This is a genomic window from Formosa algae (genome assembly GCF_001439665.1).
GTDB lineage: Bacteria > Bacteroidota > Bacteroidia > Flavobacteriales > Flavobacteriaceae > Formosa > Formosa algae.
This window is the reverse complement of sequence record NZ_LMAK01000004.1, coordinates 163,878-179,990: the sequence shown is the minus strand read 5'-3', so window position 1 is coordinate 179,990 and position 16,113 is coordinate 163,878. Positions and strand designations below refer to the sequence as shown.

Genomic DNA, 16,113 nt, shown 5'->3' with positions numbered 1-16,113 from the left:
TGTGTATTTAATTAGACTCTCGCTTTAGCCGTGTATAATCGATAAACCTTTCATTTTCTTTCATATAAATCACAATATAATAAGCATCCTCACAACAAACATGTTAATCTTTTAAATATCAATCACTTAAAACTACCTTTCGCATTGTTTCACCCCTACTTTCCTACAACGAAGCTTAAAAGTGTTAGATTTTAATACTTACATTAGTACAGCATTAAACAAAATAACTACTAGCAAACGCTAACATGGCACATTCACAAGAAGAGCTACATACTACATATAAACATAGAATTAATACTGTTTTTGCATATATAGACAGCCATCTAAACGAAGATTTGTCTTTGGACACCTTATCAGGTATTGCATTTTTCTCACCTTATCATTTTCATCGTATTTTTAAGTTTATTACAAATGAAACTCTAAACAGTTATGTAAACAGACGGAGAATAGAAAAAGCTGCTTTAGCTTTAATTCACAAAAACACGAGTATAACTGAACTTGCAATAGAGTGCGGCTTTAATGATAATTCTTCTTTCACCAGAGCATTTAAAAACTATTATGGCGTAAGTCCTACTGTATTTAGAAAGGAAAACCCGAACAAGTTTAGCAAGATTAGTCAATTACAAAGCAAGAATGGTCAAGTCTACCCCAGTTACGACAAATATATTTGTATGATTGATAACTTAAAAACTTGGATTACTATGAATGCTAATATTGAAATAAAAGAATTGCCAGAAAGATATGCCGCAGGACTAACACACATTGGCGTACACGGCATAGAACAAACTTTTGAAAAACTTATATTATGGGCAAATTCTAAACATTTAATGACTCAGCCTGAATCTAGAATAGGTAGACTTTTTTACGATAGTTTTAAAGTAACAGCTCCTGATAAAGTAAGAATGAGTGTTTTTTTGATTACTAAAACACCTATAAATTCAGAAGGTGAAATTAACAACCTAACACTAAACAAGGGGAAATGTATTGTGGCCCGTTTTAAAATTAATCCTAATAATTTTGAAAAATCGTGGACAGGACTTTTTATATGGATGAATGAAAACGGATATCAAAAAAGTGAAGCACATCCGTATGAAATATACCAAAATGATTTTAGAACACACCCTGAACAAAAATGTATCGTAGATTTATGTATCCCTATTTTATAATGTTTAATGCATTTTAAGCGCGCTCTACACTATCTCAAGGAATACATTCAAAACTATAGAGATAATATCTACTTAATAGTTGGACAGGAATACGAAGATTGAAACTAAAAAGAAAACCCTATAAACGTACTGTTTATAGGGTTTCTGCGGAGAAAGAGGGATTCGAACCCCCGGAGGTGTGACCCTCAACAGTTTTCAAGACTGCCGCATTCGACCACTCTGCCATTTCTCCAAGTGTCTCATCAGGTATTCCCTGAATGCGGGTGCAAATATAAGAACCTTTTTCGGTTTTATAAAACAAAAAACAAAAAAAATTAAAAAATTTTTAGAACAAACACACAACTTAATAAAAATCAAAGTATTATATATAAAAATATTTTTCCAACCACATTTTCAACTAAACTAGGGATCACTCTTAAACTTCATATACTTAAAATAGTTACTACTATAGATTGCTAATTACACTTGCAAAAGATAAAGCTCTTACTCAACCTTTTTTATACAGTAATCTAAACCCTTGCTCGTATAAGGCTGATTTTCTAAATGTAAAAATATAAAAATGATAAGATCAAAAATCTTCGTTTTATCACCTTTTATATTCCTTGGTTTAATTGTAAATTTGATTCAACTTTTTAAATAAAACACATGCCTGGATTTGAACTTTTTGGCCCTTCAGAACATAAAGAAGTAAACGATGTATTAGATAGCGGAATTTTAATGCGTTATGGCTTTGATGCCATGCGAAATGGACATTGGAAAGCCAAAGCACTTGAAGCAGAATTACAAACACATATGCAAGTAAAACATGCACAGCTGGTATCTAGTGGTACGGCAGCGGTTTCTGTAGCATTAGCTGTTGCAGGTGTTGGCACTGGTGATGAAGTTATTCTGCCAACTTTTACGTTTGTCGCAAGCTTTGAAGCCGTCTTAATGTTAGGAGCTATTCCTATTCTTGTTGATATAGACGATACCTTGACTTTAGATATTGCAGCTGTTAAAGATGCTATTACACCTAAAACAAAAGCCATTATGCCTGTGCATATGTGCGGCGGAATGGCGCGCTTAAAAGAGCTTAAAGAGATTTGCGAAACCCATAATTTAAAATTAATTGAAGACGCCTGTCAGGCTATTGGAGGAACTTATGAAGGTAAACCTTTAGGAAGTTATGGAGATGTTGGATGTTTTTCGTTCGATTTTGTAAAAACTATCACTGCTGCCGAAGGCGGAGCCATTATAACCAACAATGACGACTACGCAACTTGGGCAGATCATTATAGTGATCACGGACATGACCATGTAGGGTCTGATCGTGGTGCAGAAACTCATCCGTTTTTAGGATATAATTTCAGAATATCAGAACTACACGCTGCTGTAGGATTAGCGCAAGTACGACGTTTACAAGAATTTCTTGATATACAGCAAAAACATTATACAATTTTAAAAGATGCTTTAAAAAGTATACCAGAACTTACATTTAGAACCATACCTGAAGAAGGTGTAGAAAACTACTCGTTTTTAAATTTCTTTTTAACAGACTTAGAAACGACTACTAAAGCTATGGCTGCTTTAAAACATGCAGGTATAGATGGGTGTTTTCATTATTATGATAACAATTGGCACTATGTAAGAAAATGGGATCATTTAAAAGAAGCTAAAACATTATTTCCTATACCAGCTCAAACTAAAGAGGCTTTAAATGCATTAAGTACTAAATCGTTTAAACAATCAGATCATTATATTGCGAGAAACATTTCGTGTTTAATTAAACTCTCTTGGACTGAAGCTGATGTTAAGCAAAGAGCATTAAAGATGGTAGAAGCCATTAAAAGCGTATTATAATACTATAATTGATATAAAAATAAAAACCCCACACTATTTTAATAGTGTGGGGTTTTTTACATCTAAAAATAGCTTCAGAAGTATTGAAGCAAAAAAAAAAGTTCAATGCTTAAACATTGAACTTTTAAAGAGCCGATGGAGGGACTCGAACCCACGACCTGCTGATTACAAATCAGCTGCTCTAGCCAGCTGAGCTACATCGGCTTGAAAATCGAGTGCAAATATAGAGCTATTTCTAATATCTGCAAATCTTTTTCAAAAAAATTTAGCTTAAATTATTAATTTTATCAATTAACGCACGCCCTTTAGTTTCTAACTCTTGGTTAATGGCTTTAAAATGAGCTTTTTTGTCTGCTACTTTCTTATCATTAACTTTTGTAATTAATTCATCAAAAGTATTGATTGCTTCATCTATAATTGCTTCACTTTGTTTTGTGTCTTTGTCTGTGTTGGCATATTCCCAAACATAAACAGCTTCAATAATATCTCCTAAAACGAAATTAATGTCTTTTTTAAGATCTCTAACATTTGCCATAATATAATATTGTATTTATTTGAGTGCAAAATTACATTAATCCTAAATATAATGTGTTATAAAAACATTTTAATTATTGTTGAATTAAAATGTTTTCCTTATTTTTATAGCATGAATACAATCAAGAAGCAATATAATTCAATCTGCAATCGCATTTCACAACAGTGGAACTCGATTGTCATTTTTATGCTTAAATGTAAGCATCCCATGCATCTTGAACTGAGTTAACTATTATATAATATAACGATAATCAATAAAGGTGCTTTTTTAAAGGCACCTTTTTTATTTTTAATCAATTACTAATATAAATTTTAAAATCATGAAAAATCTAAAAACAATTAAATCAAACAGCCAGAAGTTTATTATTTGTTCCAATCGTTCTAACGTCAGCGTCATGTTTAGCACATACCACAATTATAACTTGAGACCCACTTTAATATATCCTTAAATACAACACATTATGAGCACACATATAAACACCAACGTACCTTTTACTGTAACAGAACATGTAAGTAATGCTAACGGCTTTTTATTACCACACAATTTATATAGCAAAGTTAAAACTGTAGCAACTTACCCTATTAAAGAATTTTATTTACAAGATGTCCCTGATCTTGAAGATTTTAAATTTAAAATGCATAAAAACGCATTTTTAAATGATGAGTTAACTATCCAGGCTCAATTAATAAAAAAACATGACAATGGCTATTTAATAAATGTTATTGTTACCAAACCCAAAAGCAATAATCACCATGAAACAATTTGTAGTGCGCTATTTGGTTTTACCTTGGACAAGGAATACTTAAAAGAAACAAAAACGGCTTGTTAAATAAAATTCCCGAGTGTTACACCCGGGATTTTTTTTGTTTTTTATTTAAGGAGACACCTAATGTATAGCCTATTTTAAAAGTAATTTCACAGAATCTAGCTTAAATACTAAATCTAAGAAATTATAAAGAAGTATTTAGTTACCACAGTAACTTACAAAGTTTCTAGGTGTTTCGTAAAGTGTAATTTCCAAGTCTAAATGAGACGCTAACCTAGGTTTTAACTTATTATAAATAACAACTGCAATATTCTCTGCAGTAGGATTAAGATCTTTAAAATCTGGCACATCTAAATTTAAATTTTTATGGTCGAATGCCTCTTCTACTTCATCTTTTATAAGTTGTTTTAAAATCTTTAAATCTATAACAAACCCAGTTTCTTGATCTATCTCTCCAGAAACACTTACAATAACATCATAGTTATGTCCGTGGTAATTGGCATTATTACATCTTCCAAAAATGTCTTGATTTTTTTCGTCGCTCCAATCTTTTCTATATAATCTGTGGGCAGCATTAAAATACCCTTGCCTACTAACTTTTGCAATCATGTATTACGCGATATTTATGTATTCATAAAACTTATCAAAAATAATTTTAAACCATGAAGTGTAATGCTCTGGATTTAATTTAATATCTGCTTTTACTGCATCTAAAGACATCCATTTCCAATCGGCCACTTCTTCTGGGTTTATATCTGGCTCACCACTATAATAACCAATTAAAATATGATCGTATTCATGTTCTGTTAGTCCATTTTCAAAAGGCGATTTATACATAAAAGAAGTAGACTCTTCTAAAGCAGTTACAAATCCCATTTCTTCTTGTAAACGTCTTCTTCCCGCTTCTATATTAGATTCTCCATTGCGTTGGTGGCTGCAACATGTGTTTGTCCAAAGCCCAGGTGTGTGATATTTATCTAATGCACGTTGTTGCAACATTAATTCGTTATCATCATTAAAAACAAATACAGAAAAAGCGCGGTGTAATACCCCTTTTTCATGTGCTTCTAATTTAGGCATAAGGCCTATTTGCTCATCTTTTTCGTTAACTAATATTACGTTTTCTTCTATCATAATGTAAAAATACCAAGTAAAATTATAAAATACGTTAATGTGAGGATAAAATTAAAAAGCAGCGCTATCATTTATTACATTTCTTACTAATAATAGTATCTTTGCGACCTATTTTCAAGAATTATTATGAGTTTTAAAAGTGAAATAAACAGACGTCGTACCTTCGGAATTATATCGCACCCCGATGCCGGAAAAACCACATTAACAGAAAAATTACTTCTTTTTGGTGGAGCTATTCAAGAAGCAGGAGCTGTAAAAAGTAATAAAATAAAAAAAGGAGCAACGAGTGACTTTATGGAAATTGAGCGTCAGCGTGGAATTTCTGTTGCTACATCTGTATTAGCTTTTGAATATGACGGTATAAAAATTAATATTCTTGATACACCTGGTCACAAGGATTTTGCTGAAGACACCTTTAGAACACTTACTGCTGTAGATAGTGTAATTGTTGTAATTGATGTGGCCAAAGGGGTCGAGGAACAAACAGAGAAGTTGGTTGAAGTTTGCCGTATGCGAAACATTCCTATGATTGTTTTTATAAACAAGATGGATCGTGAAGGTAAAGATGCATTTGATTTATTAGATGAAGTTGAACAAAAGCTAGGTTTAAAAGTTGTGCCTTTAAGCTTCCCTATTGGAATGGGTTATGACTTTAAAGGAATTTATAACATTTGGGAAAAAAATGTAAACCTTTTTAGTGGAGATAGCAGAAAAGATATTGAAGAAACTATTGAAATTTCAGATTTATCGTCTCCAGAATTAGATACATTAGTTGGAGAAAAAGCAGCCAATACACTAAGAGAAGAAATTGAATTGGTTGATGGTATTTACCCACGATTTAATAAAGAAGATTACCTTAACGGAACACAACAACCTGTATTTTTTGGTTCTGCATTAAATAATTTTGGTGTTCGGGAATTATTAGATTGTTTCGTAGATATTGCTCCAAAACCAAGACCTAAACAAAGTGAAGAACGTTTAGTACAACCAGACGAAAACAAGTTTAGTGGGTTTGTATTTAAAATACACGCCAACATGGATCCGAACCATAGAAACCGTTTGGCTTTCGTTAAAATTGTATCTGGAGAATTTAAGCGTAATGCACCTTATTTACATGTTAGAAGTAACAAAAAAGTAAAATTCTCGAGTCCTAATGCCTTTTTTGCAGAAAAGAAAGAAATTGTAGATATTTCTTATCCTGGAGATATTGTAGGATTGCAAGATACCGGAAGTTTTAAAATTGGTGATACCTTTACTGAAGGCGAAATTATTAATTATAAAGGTGTTCCTAGTTTCTCACCAGAACACTTTAGATATATTAATAACGCCGATCCTTTAAAATCTAAACAGCTTAATAAAGGAGTTGATCAATTAATGGATGAAGGGGTTGCCCAATTATTTACGTTAGAACTTAACGGACGAAAAGTTATTGGTACGGTTGGAGCCTTACAATACGAAGTAATACAATACCGTTTAGAACACGAATACGGTGCAAAATGTACATACGAAAATTTAAACGTGTTTAAAGCATGTTGGGTTGAACCAAAAGATAAGAAAAGCGACGAGTTTAAAGAGTTTCTGCGTGTAAAACAACGTTTCTTAGCGAAAGATAAAAGAAACCAATTGGTTTTTTTAGCAGACTCACAGTTCTCTTTACAAATGACCGAGCAAAAATACCCAAGTATCAAATTCCATTTAACATCTGAATTTGATTAAATAGTAAGTCTATAATATATAAAAAGCCCTTTGAAATTATCAAAGGGCTTTTTAATTTTTAAGCTTCTTCAGTTGGTCCAAAATTTAATAGAATTGGTGGTTGCTGAGAAAAATAATTCGAGCAACCAGAATATTATCCTATATAAACTTTTAAGTTATAGATTAAGCCTCTCCAGTTGGTACAAAACTTAATGGAATTGGTGGTTGCTGAGAAAAATCATTTAGAGCAACCAGAATATTATTATAGATAAACTTTTAAATTATAGATTAAGCCTCTCCGGTTGGTCCAAAATTTAATGGAATTGGTGGTTGCTCGTAATCTTTAATTTCACCATGAGCATTTTCAAAACGATTAACATTATCAGCTAAAGCCTTTAAAAGGCGTTTAGCATGCTGTGGTGTTAATATAATTCTAGATTTAACCTTACTCTTAGGTGTGCCAGGCATAATGCTTACAAAGTCTACTACGAATTCGGATACCGAATGATTTATAATTGCTAAATTAGAATAGGTACCTTCTGCAATTTTTTCGTCTAATTCTATATTAATTTGTCCGTGTTTTAAGGGATCTTTTTCGTCTGCCATATCTATTGTTTTTATATAAAAAATCCTGCACAATTGCGTTGTGCAGGATTTAAAATTTTTTAAGAAACCCAACCTGCGTTGGGGTAAAATAATCCCGCTTTCATGGGATTACTTGTATTAATTAAAATTAACTTCTTGTTTTTTAGCTTGCATCATTTCATCAAACTCTTCTTTAGATCCAACGATAATATGATCGTATTTACGCATCCCAGTACCAGCTGGAATTTTGTGTCCTACAATTACATTTTCTTTAAGACCTTCAAGATAATCTATTTTACCAGCTACAGCTGCTTCGTTAAGAACCTTAGTCGTTTCTTGGAACGATGCTGCAGAGATAAATGATTTTGTTTGAAGAGATGCTCTTGTAATACCTTGTAAGATTGGCGTAGCCGTTGCTGGCTGTGCATCTCTAGCTGTTACAAGTTCTTTATCTTCACGACGTAATAATGAATTCTCGTCTCTTAATGTGAAAGGTGTTATTAATTGACCTTCTTTAAGATTAGTAGATTCACCAGCACTTTCCACAACTTTTAATCCGAAAATTTTATCATTTTCTTCAATAAAGTCTGCTTTATGAGCTAATTGATCTTCTAAGAAGATAGTATCTCCAGAGTCTTTAATTTGAACCTTACGCATCATTTGTCTTACAACAACTTCGAAATGCTTATCATTAATTTTCACCCCTTGTAAACGGTATACTTCTTGAACTTCGTTCACTAAGTATTGTTGTACAGCTGAAGGGCCTTTAATGTTTAAGATATCGTTTGGTGTAATAGAACCATCAGAAAGAGGCATACCAGCTTTTACGAAATCATTCTCTTGTACTAAGATCTGATTAGATAATTTAACTAGGTATTTCTTAATATCTCCTAATTTAGATTCTACGATAATTTCACGGTTACCACGCTTAATTTTACCAAAAGTAACAACACCATCAATAGCACTTACTACGGCTGGGTTAGAAGGGTTACGTGCTTCGAATAATTCGGTAACACGAGGTAAACCTCCTGTAATATCCCCTGCTTTTGCAGATTTACGTGGAATTTTTACTAAAATTTTACCAACTCCAATCTTTTCACCATCATCTATCATTAAGTGTGCTCCAACTGGTAAGTTGTAAGAACGGATAGGGTTTCCTTTCGCATCATCTACGTGAAGGGTTGGAATTAATTTTTTATTTCTTGATTCAGAAATTACTTTTTCTTGGAATCCTGTTTGTTCATCAATTTCTACTTGATAAGTAATCCCTTGTTCGATGTTTTCGTAACGTACTTTACCAGCAAATTCAGAAATAATAACACCGTTATATGGATCCCATTGACAAACTACATCTCCTTTTTTAAGATCTGCTCCATTATCTGTAAAGATTGTAGAACCGTAAGGAATGTTGTTTGTACTTAAAGTGATTCCTGTTTTCTTATCAATAAGTTTTAATTCTGAAGTACGAGAAATTACAATATCTACTGTATTTCCTTCTCCATCTACACCTTTAACTGTTTTAAGGTCTTCGATTTCTGCAACTCCATCAAACTTAACAATAAGTTTATTGTCTTCTGAAATGTTACCTGCAATACCACCTACGTGGAATGTACGTAATGTTAACTGTGTTCCTGGTTCTCCAATAGATTGGGCAGCAACAACACCAACAGCTTCACCTAACTGAACCATTTTATTGGTAGATAAGTTACGACCGTAACATTTAGCACAAATACCTTTTTTAGCTTCACAAGTTAATGCTGAACGTACTTCTACAGCATCTAAAGGTGATTGATTAATTTTATCTGCGATATCATCATCAATTAATTGTCCTTCAGAAGCTAATAATTCTTCAGTTAATGGGTTGTATACATCGTATAAAGATACACGTCCAATTACGCGTTCTCCAAGAGATTCTACAATTTCATCATTTTTCTTTAATGCCGTAACTTCAACACCTCTTAATGTACCACAGTCTTCACTGTTAACAATAACATCTTGAGATACATCTACCAAACGACGAGTTAAATACCCGGCATCGGCAGTTTTAAGAGCCGTATCGGCAAGACCTTTACGCGCACCGTGAGTAGAGATAAAGTATTCTAAAATTGAAAGACCTTCCTTAAAGTTAGAAAGAATCGGGTTTTCAATAATTTCTCCTCCACCTGCATTCGATTTTTTAGGTTTCGCCATTAATCCACGCATACCTGTAAGCTGACGAATCTGTTCTTTAGATCCACGCGCTCCAGAGTCAAGCATCATAAATACCGAGTTAAACCCTTGTTGATCTTCGCGAATACGTTTCATTGACAATTCAGTCAATTCAGCATTTGTAGAAGTCCAGATATCAATAACTTGGTTATAACGTTCGTTGTTTGTTATAAGTCCCATGTTATAGTTACCCATAATACCATCAACTAAGCCATTCGCTTTATCAATCATACTTTGCTTTTCTGGTGGGATAATAATATCACCTAAACTAAATGATAGTCCACCTTGGAATGCAAATTTGTAACCTAATGTTTTAATTTCGTCAAGGAAATCTGCTGTTTCAGGAACAGAAGTTACTCTTAAGATATTACCAATAATATCTCTTAACGATTTTTTAGTTAACACTTGGTTTATATATCCAGCTGCATGAGGTACTTTATTGTTAAATAAAACACGACCTACAGTAGTTTCTATAATTTGTAATACGTTTTCTCCAGCTTCATTAAAGTCGTAAGTTCTTACTTTAATACTAGCATTTAAGTCTACACTTTTCTCGTTGAAAGCAATTTCTACTTCTTCCGGAGAATAGAATGTTAAGCCTTCCCCTTTAATTGGCACTTCTGGAGTAGATTTACGTAGCTTAGTCATATAATATAGACCAAGTACCATATCCTGAGAAGGTACAGTTACAGGAGAACCATTTGCAGGGTTTAAGATATTGTGAGAAGCTAACATTAACATTTGCGCTTCAAGAATAGCTTCTGGTCCTAATGGTAAATGCACTGCCATCTGGTCACCATCAAAATCGGCGTTAAAGGCTGTACATACTAATGGGTGTAATTGGATTGCTTTACCTTCAATTAATTTTGGCTGGAAAGCTTGAATACCCAATCTGTGTAATGTAGGAGCACGGTTTAGTAATATTGGATGTCCTTTAAGAACATTTTCCAAAATATCCCAAACTACTGGCTCTTTTTTATCTATAATTTTCTTTGCAGACTTTACAGTTTTAACAATACCTCTTTCAATTAATTTTCTAATTACGAAAGGTTTGTAAAGCTCGGCTGCCATGTTCTTAGGTAAACCACATTCGAACAATCTCATTTCTGGTCCTACAACAATTACAGAACGTGCTGAATAATCCACACGTTTCCCTAATAAGTTTTGACGGAAACGTCCTTGCTTACCTTTTAATGAATCTGATAACGATTTTAAAGGTCTGTTAGAATCTGTTTTTACCGCTGATGCTTTACGTGTGTTATCGAATAACGAATCTACAGATTCCTGTAACATACGTTTTTCGTTACGTAAAATAACTTCTGGTGCTTTAATCTCAACAAGACGTTTTAAACGGTTGTTACGAATAATTACACGACGGTATAAATCATTTAAATCTGATGTTGCAAAACGACCACCATCTAATGGCACTAACGGACGTAATTCTGGTGGAATTACAGGAACCACTTTCATAATCATCCATTCTGGACGGTTCTCTCTATGTTCGTTAGATTCACGTAACGCTTCAACAACTTGTAAACGTTTTAACGCTTCAGTTTTACGTTGTTTAGATGTTTCTGTATTTGCTTTGTGACGTAATTGATATGATAAAGCATCAAGATCGATACGTGCTAAAAGATCTATTAAACACTCAGCACCCATTTTCGCTAGGAATTTATTTGGGTCTGTGTCTTCTAAATATTGATTATCTTGAGGAAGTGTTTCTAAAACATTTAAATACTCTTCTTCTGTTAAGAAGTCCATTTTTTGTAATGGTTCTCCTTCTTCATTTTTAGCATTACCTGGCTGAATAACTACATAGCGTTCGTAGTAGATAATCATATCTAATTTCTTAGACGGTAATCCTAATAAATATCCTATTTTATTTGGTAAAGAACGGAAATACCATATGTGAGCTACAGGAACAACAAGATTAATGTGTCCTACTCTATCACGACGTACTTTCTTTTCTGTTACTTCTACACCACAACGGTCACATACAATACCTTTGTAGCGAATACGCTTATATTTTCCACAGGCACATTCGTAGTCTTTTACAGGACCAAAAATACGCTCACAGAATAAACCATCTCGTTCTGGTTTATGTGTTCGATAATTGATAGTTTCTGGCTTTAACACCTCCCCATTAGAATCTGCTAATATAGACTCTGGTGATGCTAAACCAATTGAGATTTTATTAAACCTCTTTACTGTATTCTTATCTTGTTTTCTTGCCATAATATATGGTGATATCGAATTATTTGTAAACTGAGTTCATCAGGTTTAAAACAAACCTGATGAACAATATATTATTCCTCTAATCTAATGTCTAATCCTAAACCTTTCAATTCGTGCATAAGTACGTTGAAAGATTCTGGTAATCCAGGTTCTGGCATTTGCTCTCCTTTTACGATTGCTTCGTAAGTTTTAGCTCTACCAATAACATCATCAGATTTCACTGTCAATATTTCTCTAAGAGTTGCAGATGCACCATATGCTTCTAGTGCCCATACTTCCATCTCTCCAAAACGTTGTCCACCAAATTGTGCTTTACCACCTAATGGTTGTTGTGTAATTAAAGAGTAAGGTCCTATAGAACGAGCATGCATTTTATCATCAATCATATGACCTAACTTAATCATATAAATAACTCCAACTGTGGCTTTTTGATCAAAACGATCTCCTGTTCCACCATCATATAAATATGTATGTCCAAATTCTGGAACTCCTGCTTTGTTGGTTAATTCAGTAATTTGATCTATAGTAGCACCATCAAAAATTGGTGTTGCATATTTCTGACCTAATTTCTGACCTGCCCAACCAAGTACAGTTTCGTAAATCTGACCAATGTTCATACGAGATGGTACCCCAAGTGGATTCAAGACAATATCTACTGGTGTTCCGTCTTCTAAGAAAGGCATATCTTCCTGACGAACGATACGTGCAACAATACCTTTGTTACCGTGACGTCCTGCCATTTTATCTCCAACTTTTAGTTTACGTTTTTTAGCGATATAAACTTTAGCCAATTTAATAATACCTGCTGGTAATTCGTCTCCTACAGAAATTGTAAACTTCTCACGTCTTAAAGATCCTTGTAAGTCGTTTTCTTTAATTTTGTAGTTGTGAATTAAGTCAGCAACTAATTTATTAGTATGGTCATCTGTTGTCCACACTCCTGATGTTAAGTGTGTATAATCCTCAACAGAGTTTAACATTTTAAGTGTGTATTTCTTACCTTTTGGTAAAACTTCTTCACCTAAGTCATTAAAGATACCTTGAGCTGTTTTACCACCTACTAAAGCAAATAATTTATCGATTAATATCGCTTTAAGCTCTTCGAACTTCGCGTAATAAATCGCTTCTAATTGCGTAATATCTTCTTTATCTTTAGCTCTCTTACGTTTATCTTTTACCGCACGAGCAAATAATTTCTTATCTATTACTACACCATTTAATGATGGAGAAGCTTTTAATGATGCATCTTTTACATCACCTGCTTTATCACCAAAAATAGCACGTAATAATTTTTCTTCTGGAGTTGGATCAGATTCACCTTTTGGAGTAATTTTTCCAATAAGGATATCACCAGGTTTCACTTCTGCACCAACACGAATCATACCATTTTCATCTAAATCTTTGGTAGCTTCTTCAGATACGTTAGGGATATCATTAGTTAACTCTTCGTTACCTAATTTTGTATCACGAACTTCTAAAGAATACTCATCAATATGGATAGATGTAAAGATATCTTCACGAACAACTTTTTCTGAGATCACAATCGCATCCTCAAAGTTATACCCTTTCCAAGGCATAAAGGCTACTTTCATGTTTCTACCTAAAGCTAATTCTCCATTTTCAGTTGCATAACCTTGACAAAGTACTTGACCTTTTTGAACCACATCGCCTTTACGAACAATTGGTTTAAGGTTAATAGATGTACCTTGGTTAGTTTTTCTAAACTTAACTAAAGGATATGTTTTTGTTTCGGCATCAAAACTTACAGAAGCTTCATCTTCTGTTCTATCGTAACGGATAGTTATTTCGTTAGCGTCTACATATTCAACAACACCAGAACCTTCTGCATTAATAAGTACACGAGAATCTTTAGCCACTTGGCGTTCTAATCCTGTTCCTACAATTGGAGAATCTACTCTTAATAAAGGTACTGCCTGACGCATCATGTTAGATCCCATCAATGCACGGTTGGCATCATCATGTTCTAAGAACGGAATTAATGAAGCCGAGATAGACGAAATTTGGTTTGGTGCAACATCTGTATAATGTAATGCTGTTGGTTCAATAACAGGAAAATCACCTTCCATACGGGCAATTACCTTCTCATGAATAATTTTAGCATTTTCATCAATTTTTACAGTGGCCTGTGCAATTAATTTTTCTTCTTCCTCTTCAGCACTTAAATATACTGGAGGATTAACGATATCTACAACACCATCTGTAACGGGTCTATAAGGTGTTTCGATGAATCCCATTGAATTCACTTTTGCATATACAGAAAGTGAAGAAATTAATCCAATGTTTGGACCTTCAGGAGTTTCAATCGGACAAAGACGACCGTAGTGTGTATAGTGAACGTCACGTACCTCGAAACCTGCTCTTTCTCTTGATAAACCTCCTGGTCCTAATGCTGAAAGACGACGCTTGTGCGTAATCTCTGCAAGAGGATTGGTTTGGTCCATAAATTGAGATAACTGGTTTGTACCAAAGAATGAATTAATAACAGACGATAAAGTCTTCGCATTAATTAAATCTATAGGAGTAAAGACTTCGTTATCACGTACATTCATACGCTCACGAATAGTACGTGCCATACGTGCTAAACCAACACCAAACTGAGAAGATAATTGTTCACCTACTGTACGCACACGACGGTTAGATAAGTGGTCAATATCATCAATCTCTGCTTTAGAATTGATAAGCTCGATTAAATACTTTATAATGGTTATAATATCTTCTTTGGTAAGCACTTGCTTATCCATACCAATATCTAACTGTAATTTCTTGTTCATTCTGTAACGCCCAACTTCACCTAAAGAGTAACGTTGATCTGAGAAGAATAATTTATCAATAATTCCTCTTGCAGTTTCCTCATCTGGCGGCTCTGCATTACGTAATTGACGGTAGATATGCTCGACAGCTTCTTTTTCAGAGTTTGTTGGATCTTTTTGAAGCGTATTATGGATAATTGCGTAATCTCCTTGTTCAGCGCTTTCTTTATGTAAAAGGACAGTCTTTACATTAGCTTCAAGAATTTCTTCAATATTATCTTTATCTAAAACTGTATCACGATCTAATACAATTTCATTACGTTCAATAGAAACTACTTCACCAGTATCTTCATCAACAAAATCTTCGTGCCATGTATTCAATACACGTGCAGCCAATTTACGTCCTTGATATTTCTTTAACCCAGATTTAGAAACTTTAATTTCTTCTGCAAGATCAAATATTTCAAGAATATCTTTATCACGTTCAAAACCAATTGCTCTAAATAAAGTGGTTACAGGTAACTTTTTCTTACGATCGATATATGCATACATAACACTGTTAATGTCTGTAGCAAATTCAATCCAAGATCCTTTAAAAGGGATAACTCTAGCTGAATATAACTTTGTACCATTCGCGTGGAATGATTGACCAAAGAATACTCCAGGAGAACGGTGTAATTGAGAAACTACAACACGCTCTGCACCGTTAATACAAAACGTACCACTAGGTGTCATGTAAGGAATTGTACCTAAATACACATCTTGAACAATGGTCTCGAAATCCTCATGTTCAGGGTCTGTACAGTATAATTTTAACCTTGCTTTAAGCGGAACGCTGTATGTAAGCCCTCTTTCAATACATTCTTCTAAAGAATATCTTGGTGGATCAACAAAGTAATCTAAAAATTCTAGTACGAATTGATTACGAGTGTCTGTTATTGGAAAATTCTCCATGAAGGTGTTATATAAACCTTCATTACCTCTTTCTTCAGATTTGGTCTCTAGTTGGAAAAAATCCTGGAAGGATTTAATCTGAATATCCAAGAAATCTGGATACTCTGTTCTATTAACAATAGACGAGAAATTTAATCTTTCAGCTTGTGTTACTAACATCAATGGACGAAATTTTGATTAAAAATAATAGTGTGCGCGTATCTAAGTATTATATACGCAAAATGG

At 33.6% G+C, this 16,113-nt stretch carries 10 protein-coding genes and 2 tRNA genes; 4 read left to right on the top strand and 8 right to left on the bottom strand.

The window, feature by feature from the left end:
• The first annotated feature begins 245 nt into the window (after positions 1-245).
• Positions 246-1,166 carry an AraC family transcriptional regulator gene (locus AST99_RS01335; protein ID WP_057778328.1) on the top strand — a complete coding sequence of 307 codons (921 nt, stop codon included), beginning with the start codon at positions 246-248 and terminating at the stop codon, positions 1,164-1,166.
• A gap of 147 nt (positions 1,167-1,313) precedes the next feature.
• Here the strand turns inward: AST99_RS01335 and AST99_RS01330 are convergent.
• Positions 1,314-1,398, bottom strand: a tRNA-Ser gene (locus AST99_RS01330).
• A 413-nt stretch (positions 1,399-1,811) separates the two neighbouring features.
• On the opposite strand from AST99_RS01330, the gene AST99_RS01325 reads away from it, so the two are divergent.
• On the top strand, positions 1,812-3,005 hold the full coding sequence (locus tag AST99_RS01325; protein ID WP_057778326.1) for a DegT/DnrJ/EryC1/StrS family aminotransferase: 1,194 nt from the start codon (positions 1,812-1,814) through the stop codon (positions 3,003-3,005).
• A gap of 130 nt (positions 3,006-3,135) precedes the next feature.
• Here AST99_RS01325 and AST99_RS01320 read toward each other — a convergent pair.
• Both AST99_RS01320 and AST99_RS01315 read right to left on the bottom strand, forming a co-directional pair.
• Positions 3,136-3,209: transfer RNA gene (locus AST99_RS01320), tRNA-Thr, on the bottom strand.
• Between the two features lie 61 nt (positions 3,210-3,270).
• A complete protein-coding gene (locus tag AST99_RS01315) occupies positions 3,271-3,540 on the bottom strand; it encodes a hypothetical protein (protein ID WP_057778324.1) in 270 nt (89 codons plus the stop codon).
• A 460-nt stretch (positions 3,541-4,000) separates the two neighbouring features.
• Here AST99_RS01315 and AST99_RS01310 point away from each other — a divergent pair, with 460 nt between their 5' ends.
• Entirely contained in the window at positions 4,001-4,369 is a 369-nt protein-coding gene (locus AST99_RS01310) for a hypothetical protein (RefSeq protein ID WP_057778322.1), read from the top strand.
• 135 nt (positions 4,370-4,504) lie between these two features.
• Here AST99_RS01310 and AST99_RS01305 read toward each other — a convergent pair whose 3' ends face one another.
• Entirely contained in the window at positions 4,505-4,915 is a 411-nt protein-coding gene (locus AST99_RS01305; protein ID WP_057778320.1) for a 6-pyruvoyl trahydropterin synthase family protein, read from the bottom strand.
• Positions 4,916-4,918: 3 nt separating this feature from the next.
• On the bottom strand, positions 4,919-5,440 hold the full coding sequence (gene idi / locus AST99_RS01300; RefSeq protein ID WP_057778317.1) for an isopentenyl-diphosphate Delta-isomerase: 522 nt from the start codon (positions 5,438-5,440) through the stop codon (positions 4,919-4,921).
• A 126-nt stretch (positions 5,441-5,566) separates the two neighbouring features.
• Here idi and AST99_RS01295 point away from each other — a divergent pair, with 126 nt between their 5' ends.
• A complete protein-coding gene (locus AST99_RS01295) occupies positions 5,567-7,156 on the top strand; it encodes a peptide chain release factor 3 (RefSeq protein ID WP_057778315.1) in 1,590 nt (529 codons plus the stop codon).
• Positions 7,157-7,423: 267 nt separating this feature from the next.
• Here AST99_RS01295 and AST99_RS01290 read toward each other — a convergent pair whose 3' ends face one another.
• The 3 genes from AST99_RS01290 to rpoB form a co-directional block, all read right to left on the bottom strand.
• A complete protein-coding gene (locus AST99_RS01290; protein ID WP_057778313.1) occupies positions 7,424-7,741 on the bottom strand; it encodes a DUF3467 domain-containing protein in 318 nt (105 codons plus the stop codon).
• A 117-nt stretch (positions 7,742-7,858) separates the two neighbouring features.
• Positions 7,859-12,163 (bottom strand): DNA-directed RNA polymerase subunit beta', encoded by a 4,305-nt coding sequence (gene rpoC, locus AST99_RS01285; RefSeq protein WP_057778311.1) that lies wholly within the window; start codon positions 12,161-12,163, stop codon positions 7,859-7,861.
• Positions 12,164-12,234: 71 nt separating this feature from the next.
• Entirely contained in the window at positions 12,235-16,047 is a 3,813-nt protein-coding gene (rpoB, locus tag AST99_RS01280) for a DNA-directed RNA polymerase subunit beta (RefSeq protein ID WP_057778309.1), read from the bottom strand.
• Positions 16,048-16,113: the final 66 nt, after the last annotated feature.

Bases quoted from the DNA above. Each gene is read 5' to 3' on its own strand.
- AST99_RS01335 (WP_057778328.1), top strand. From the start codon at position 246: ATGGCACATTCACAAGAAGAGCTACATACTACATATAAACATAGAATT.
- rpoB (WP_057778309.1), bottom strand. From the start codon at position 16,047: ATGTTAGTAACACAAGCTGAAAGATTAAATTTCTCGTCTATTGTTAAT.
- AST99_RS01315 (WP_057778324.1), bottom strand. From the start codon at position 3,540: ATGGCAAATGTTAGAGATCTTAAAAAAGACATTAATTTCGTTTTAGGA.
- AST99_RS01310 (WP_057778322.1), top strand. From the start codon at position 4,001: ATGAGCACACATATAAACACCAACGTACCTTTTACTGTAACAGAACAT.
- AST99_RS01290 (WP_057778313.1), bottom strand. From the start codon at position 7,741: ATGGCAGACGAAAAAGATCCCTTAAAACACGGACAAATTAATATAGAA.
- AST99_RS01295 (WP_057778315.1), top strand. From the start codon at position 5,567: ATGAGTTTTAAAAGTGAAATAAACAGACGTCGTACCTTCGGAATTATA.
- idi (WP_057778317.1), bottom strand. From the start codon at position 5,440: ATGATAGAAGAAAACGTAATATTAGTTAACGAAAAAGATGAGCAAATA.
- AST99_RS01305 (WP_057778320.1), bottom strand. From the start codon at position 4,915: ATGATTGCAAAAGTTAGTAGGCAAGGGTATTTTAATGCTGCCCACAGA.
- AST99_RS01325 (WP_057778326.1), top strand. From the start codon at position 1,812: ATGCCTGGATTTGAACTTTTTGGCCCTTCAGAACATAAAGAAGTAAAC.
- rpoC (WP_057778311.1), bottom strand. From the start codon at position 12,163: ATGGCAAGAAAACAAGATAAGAATACAGTAAAGAGGTTTAATAAAATC.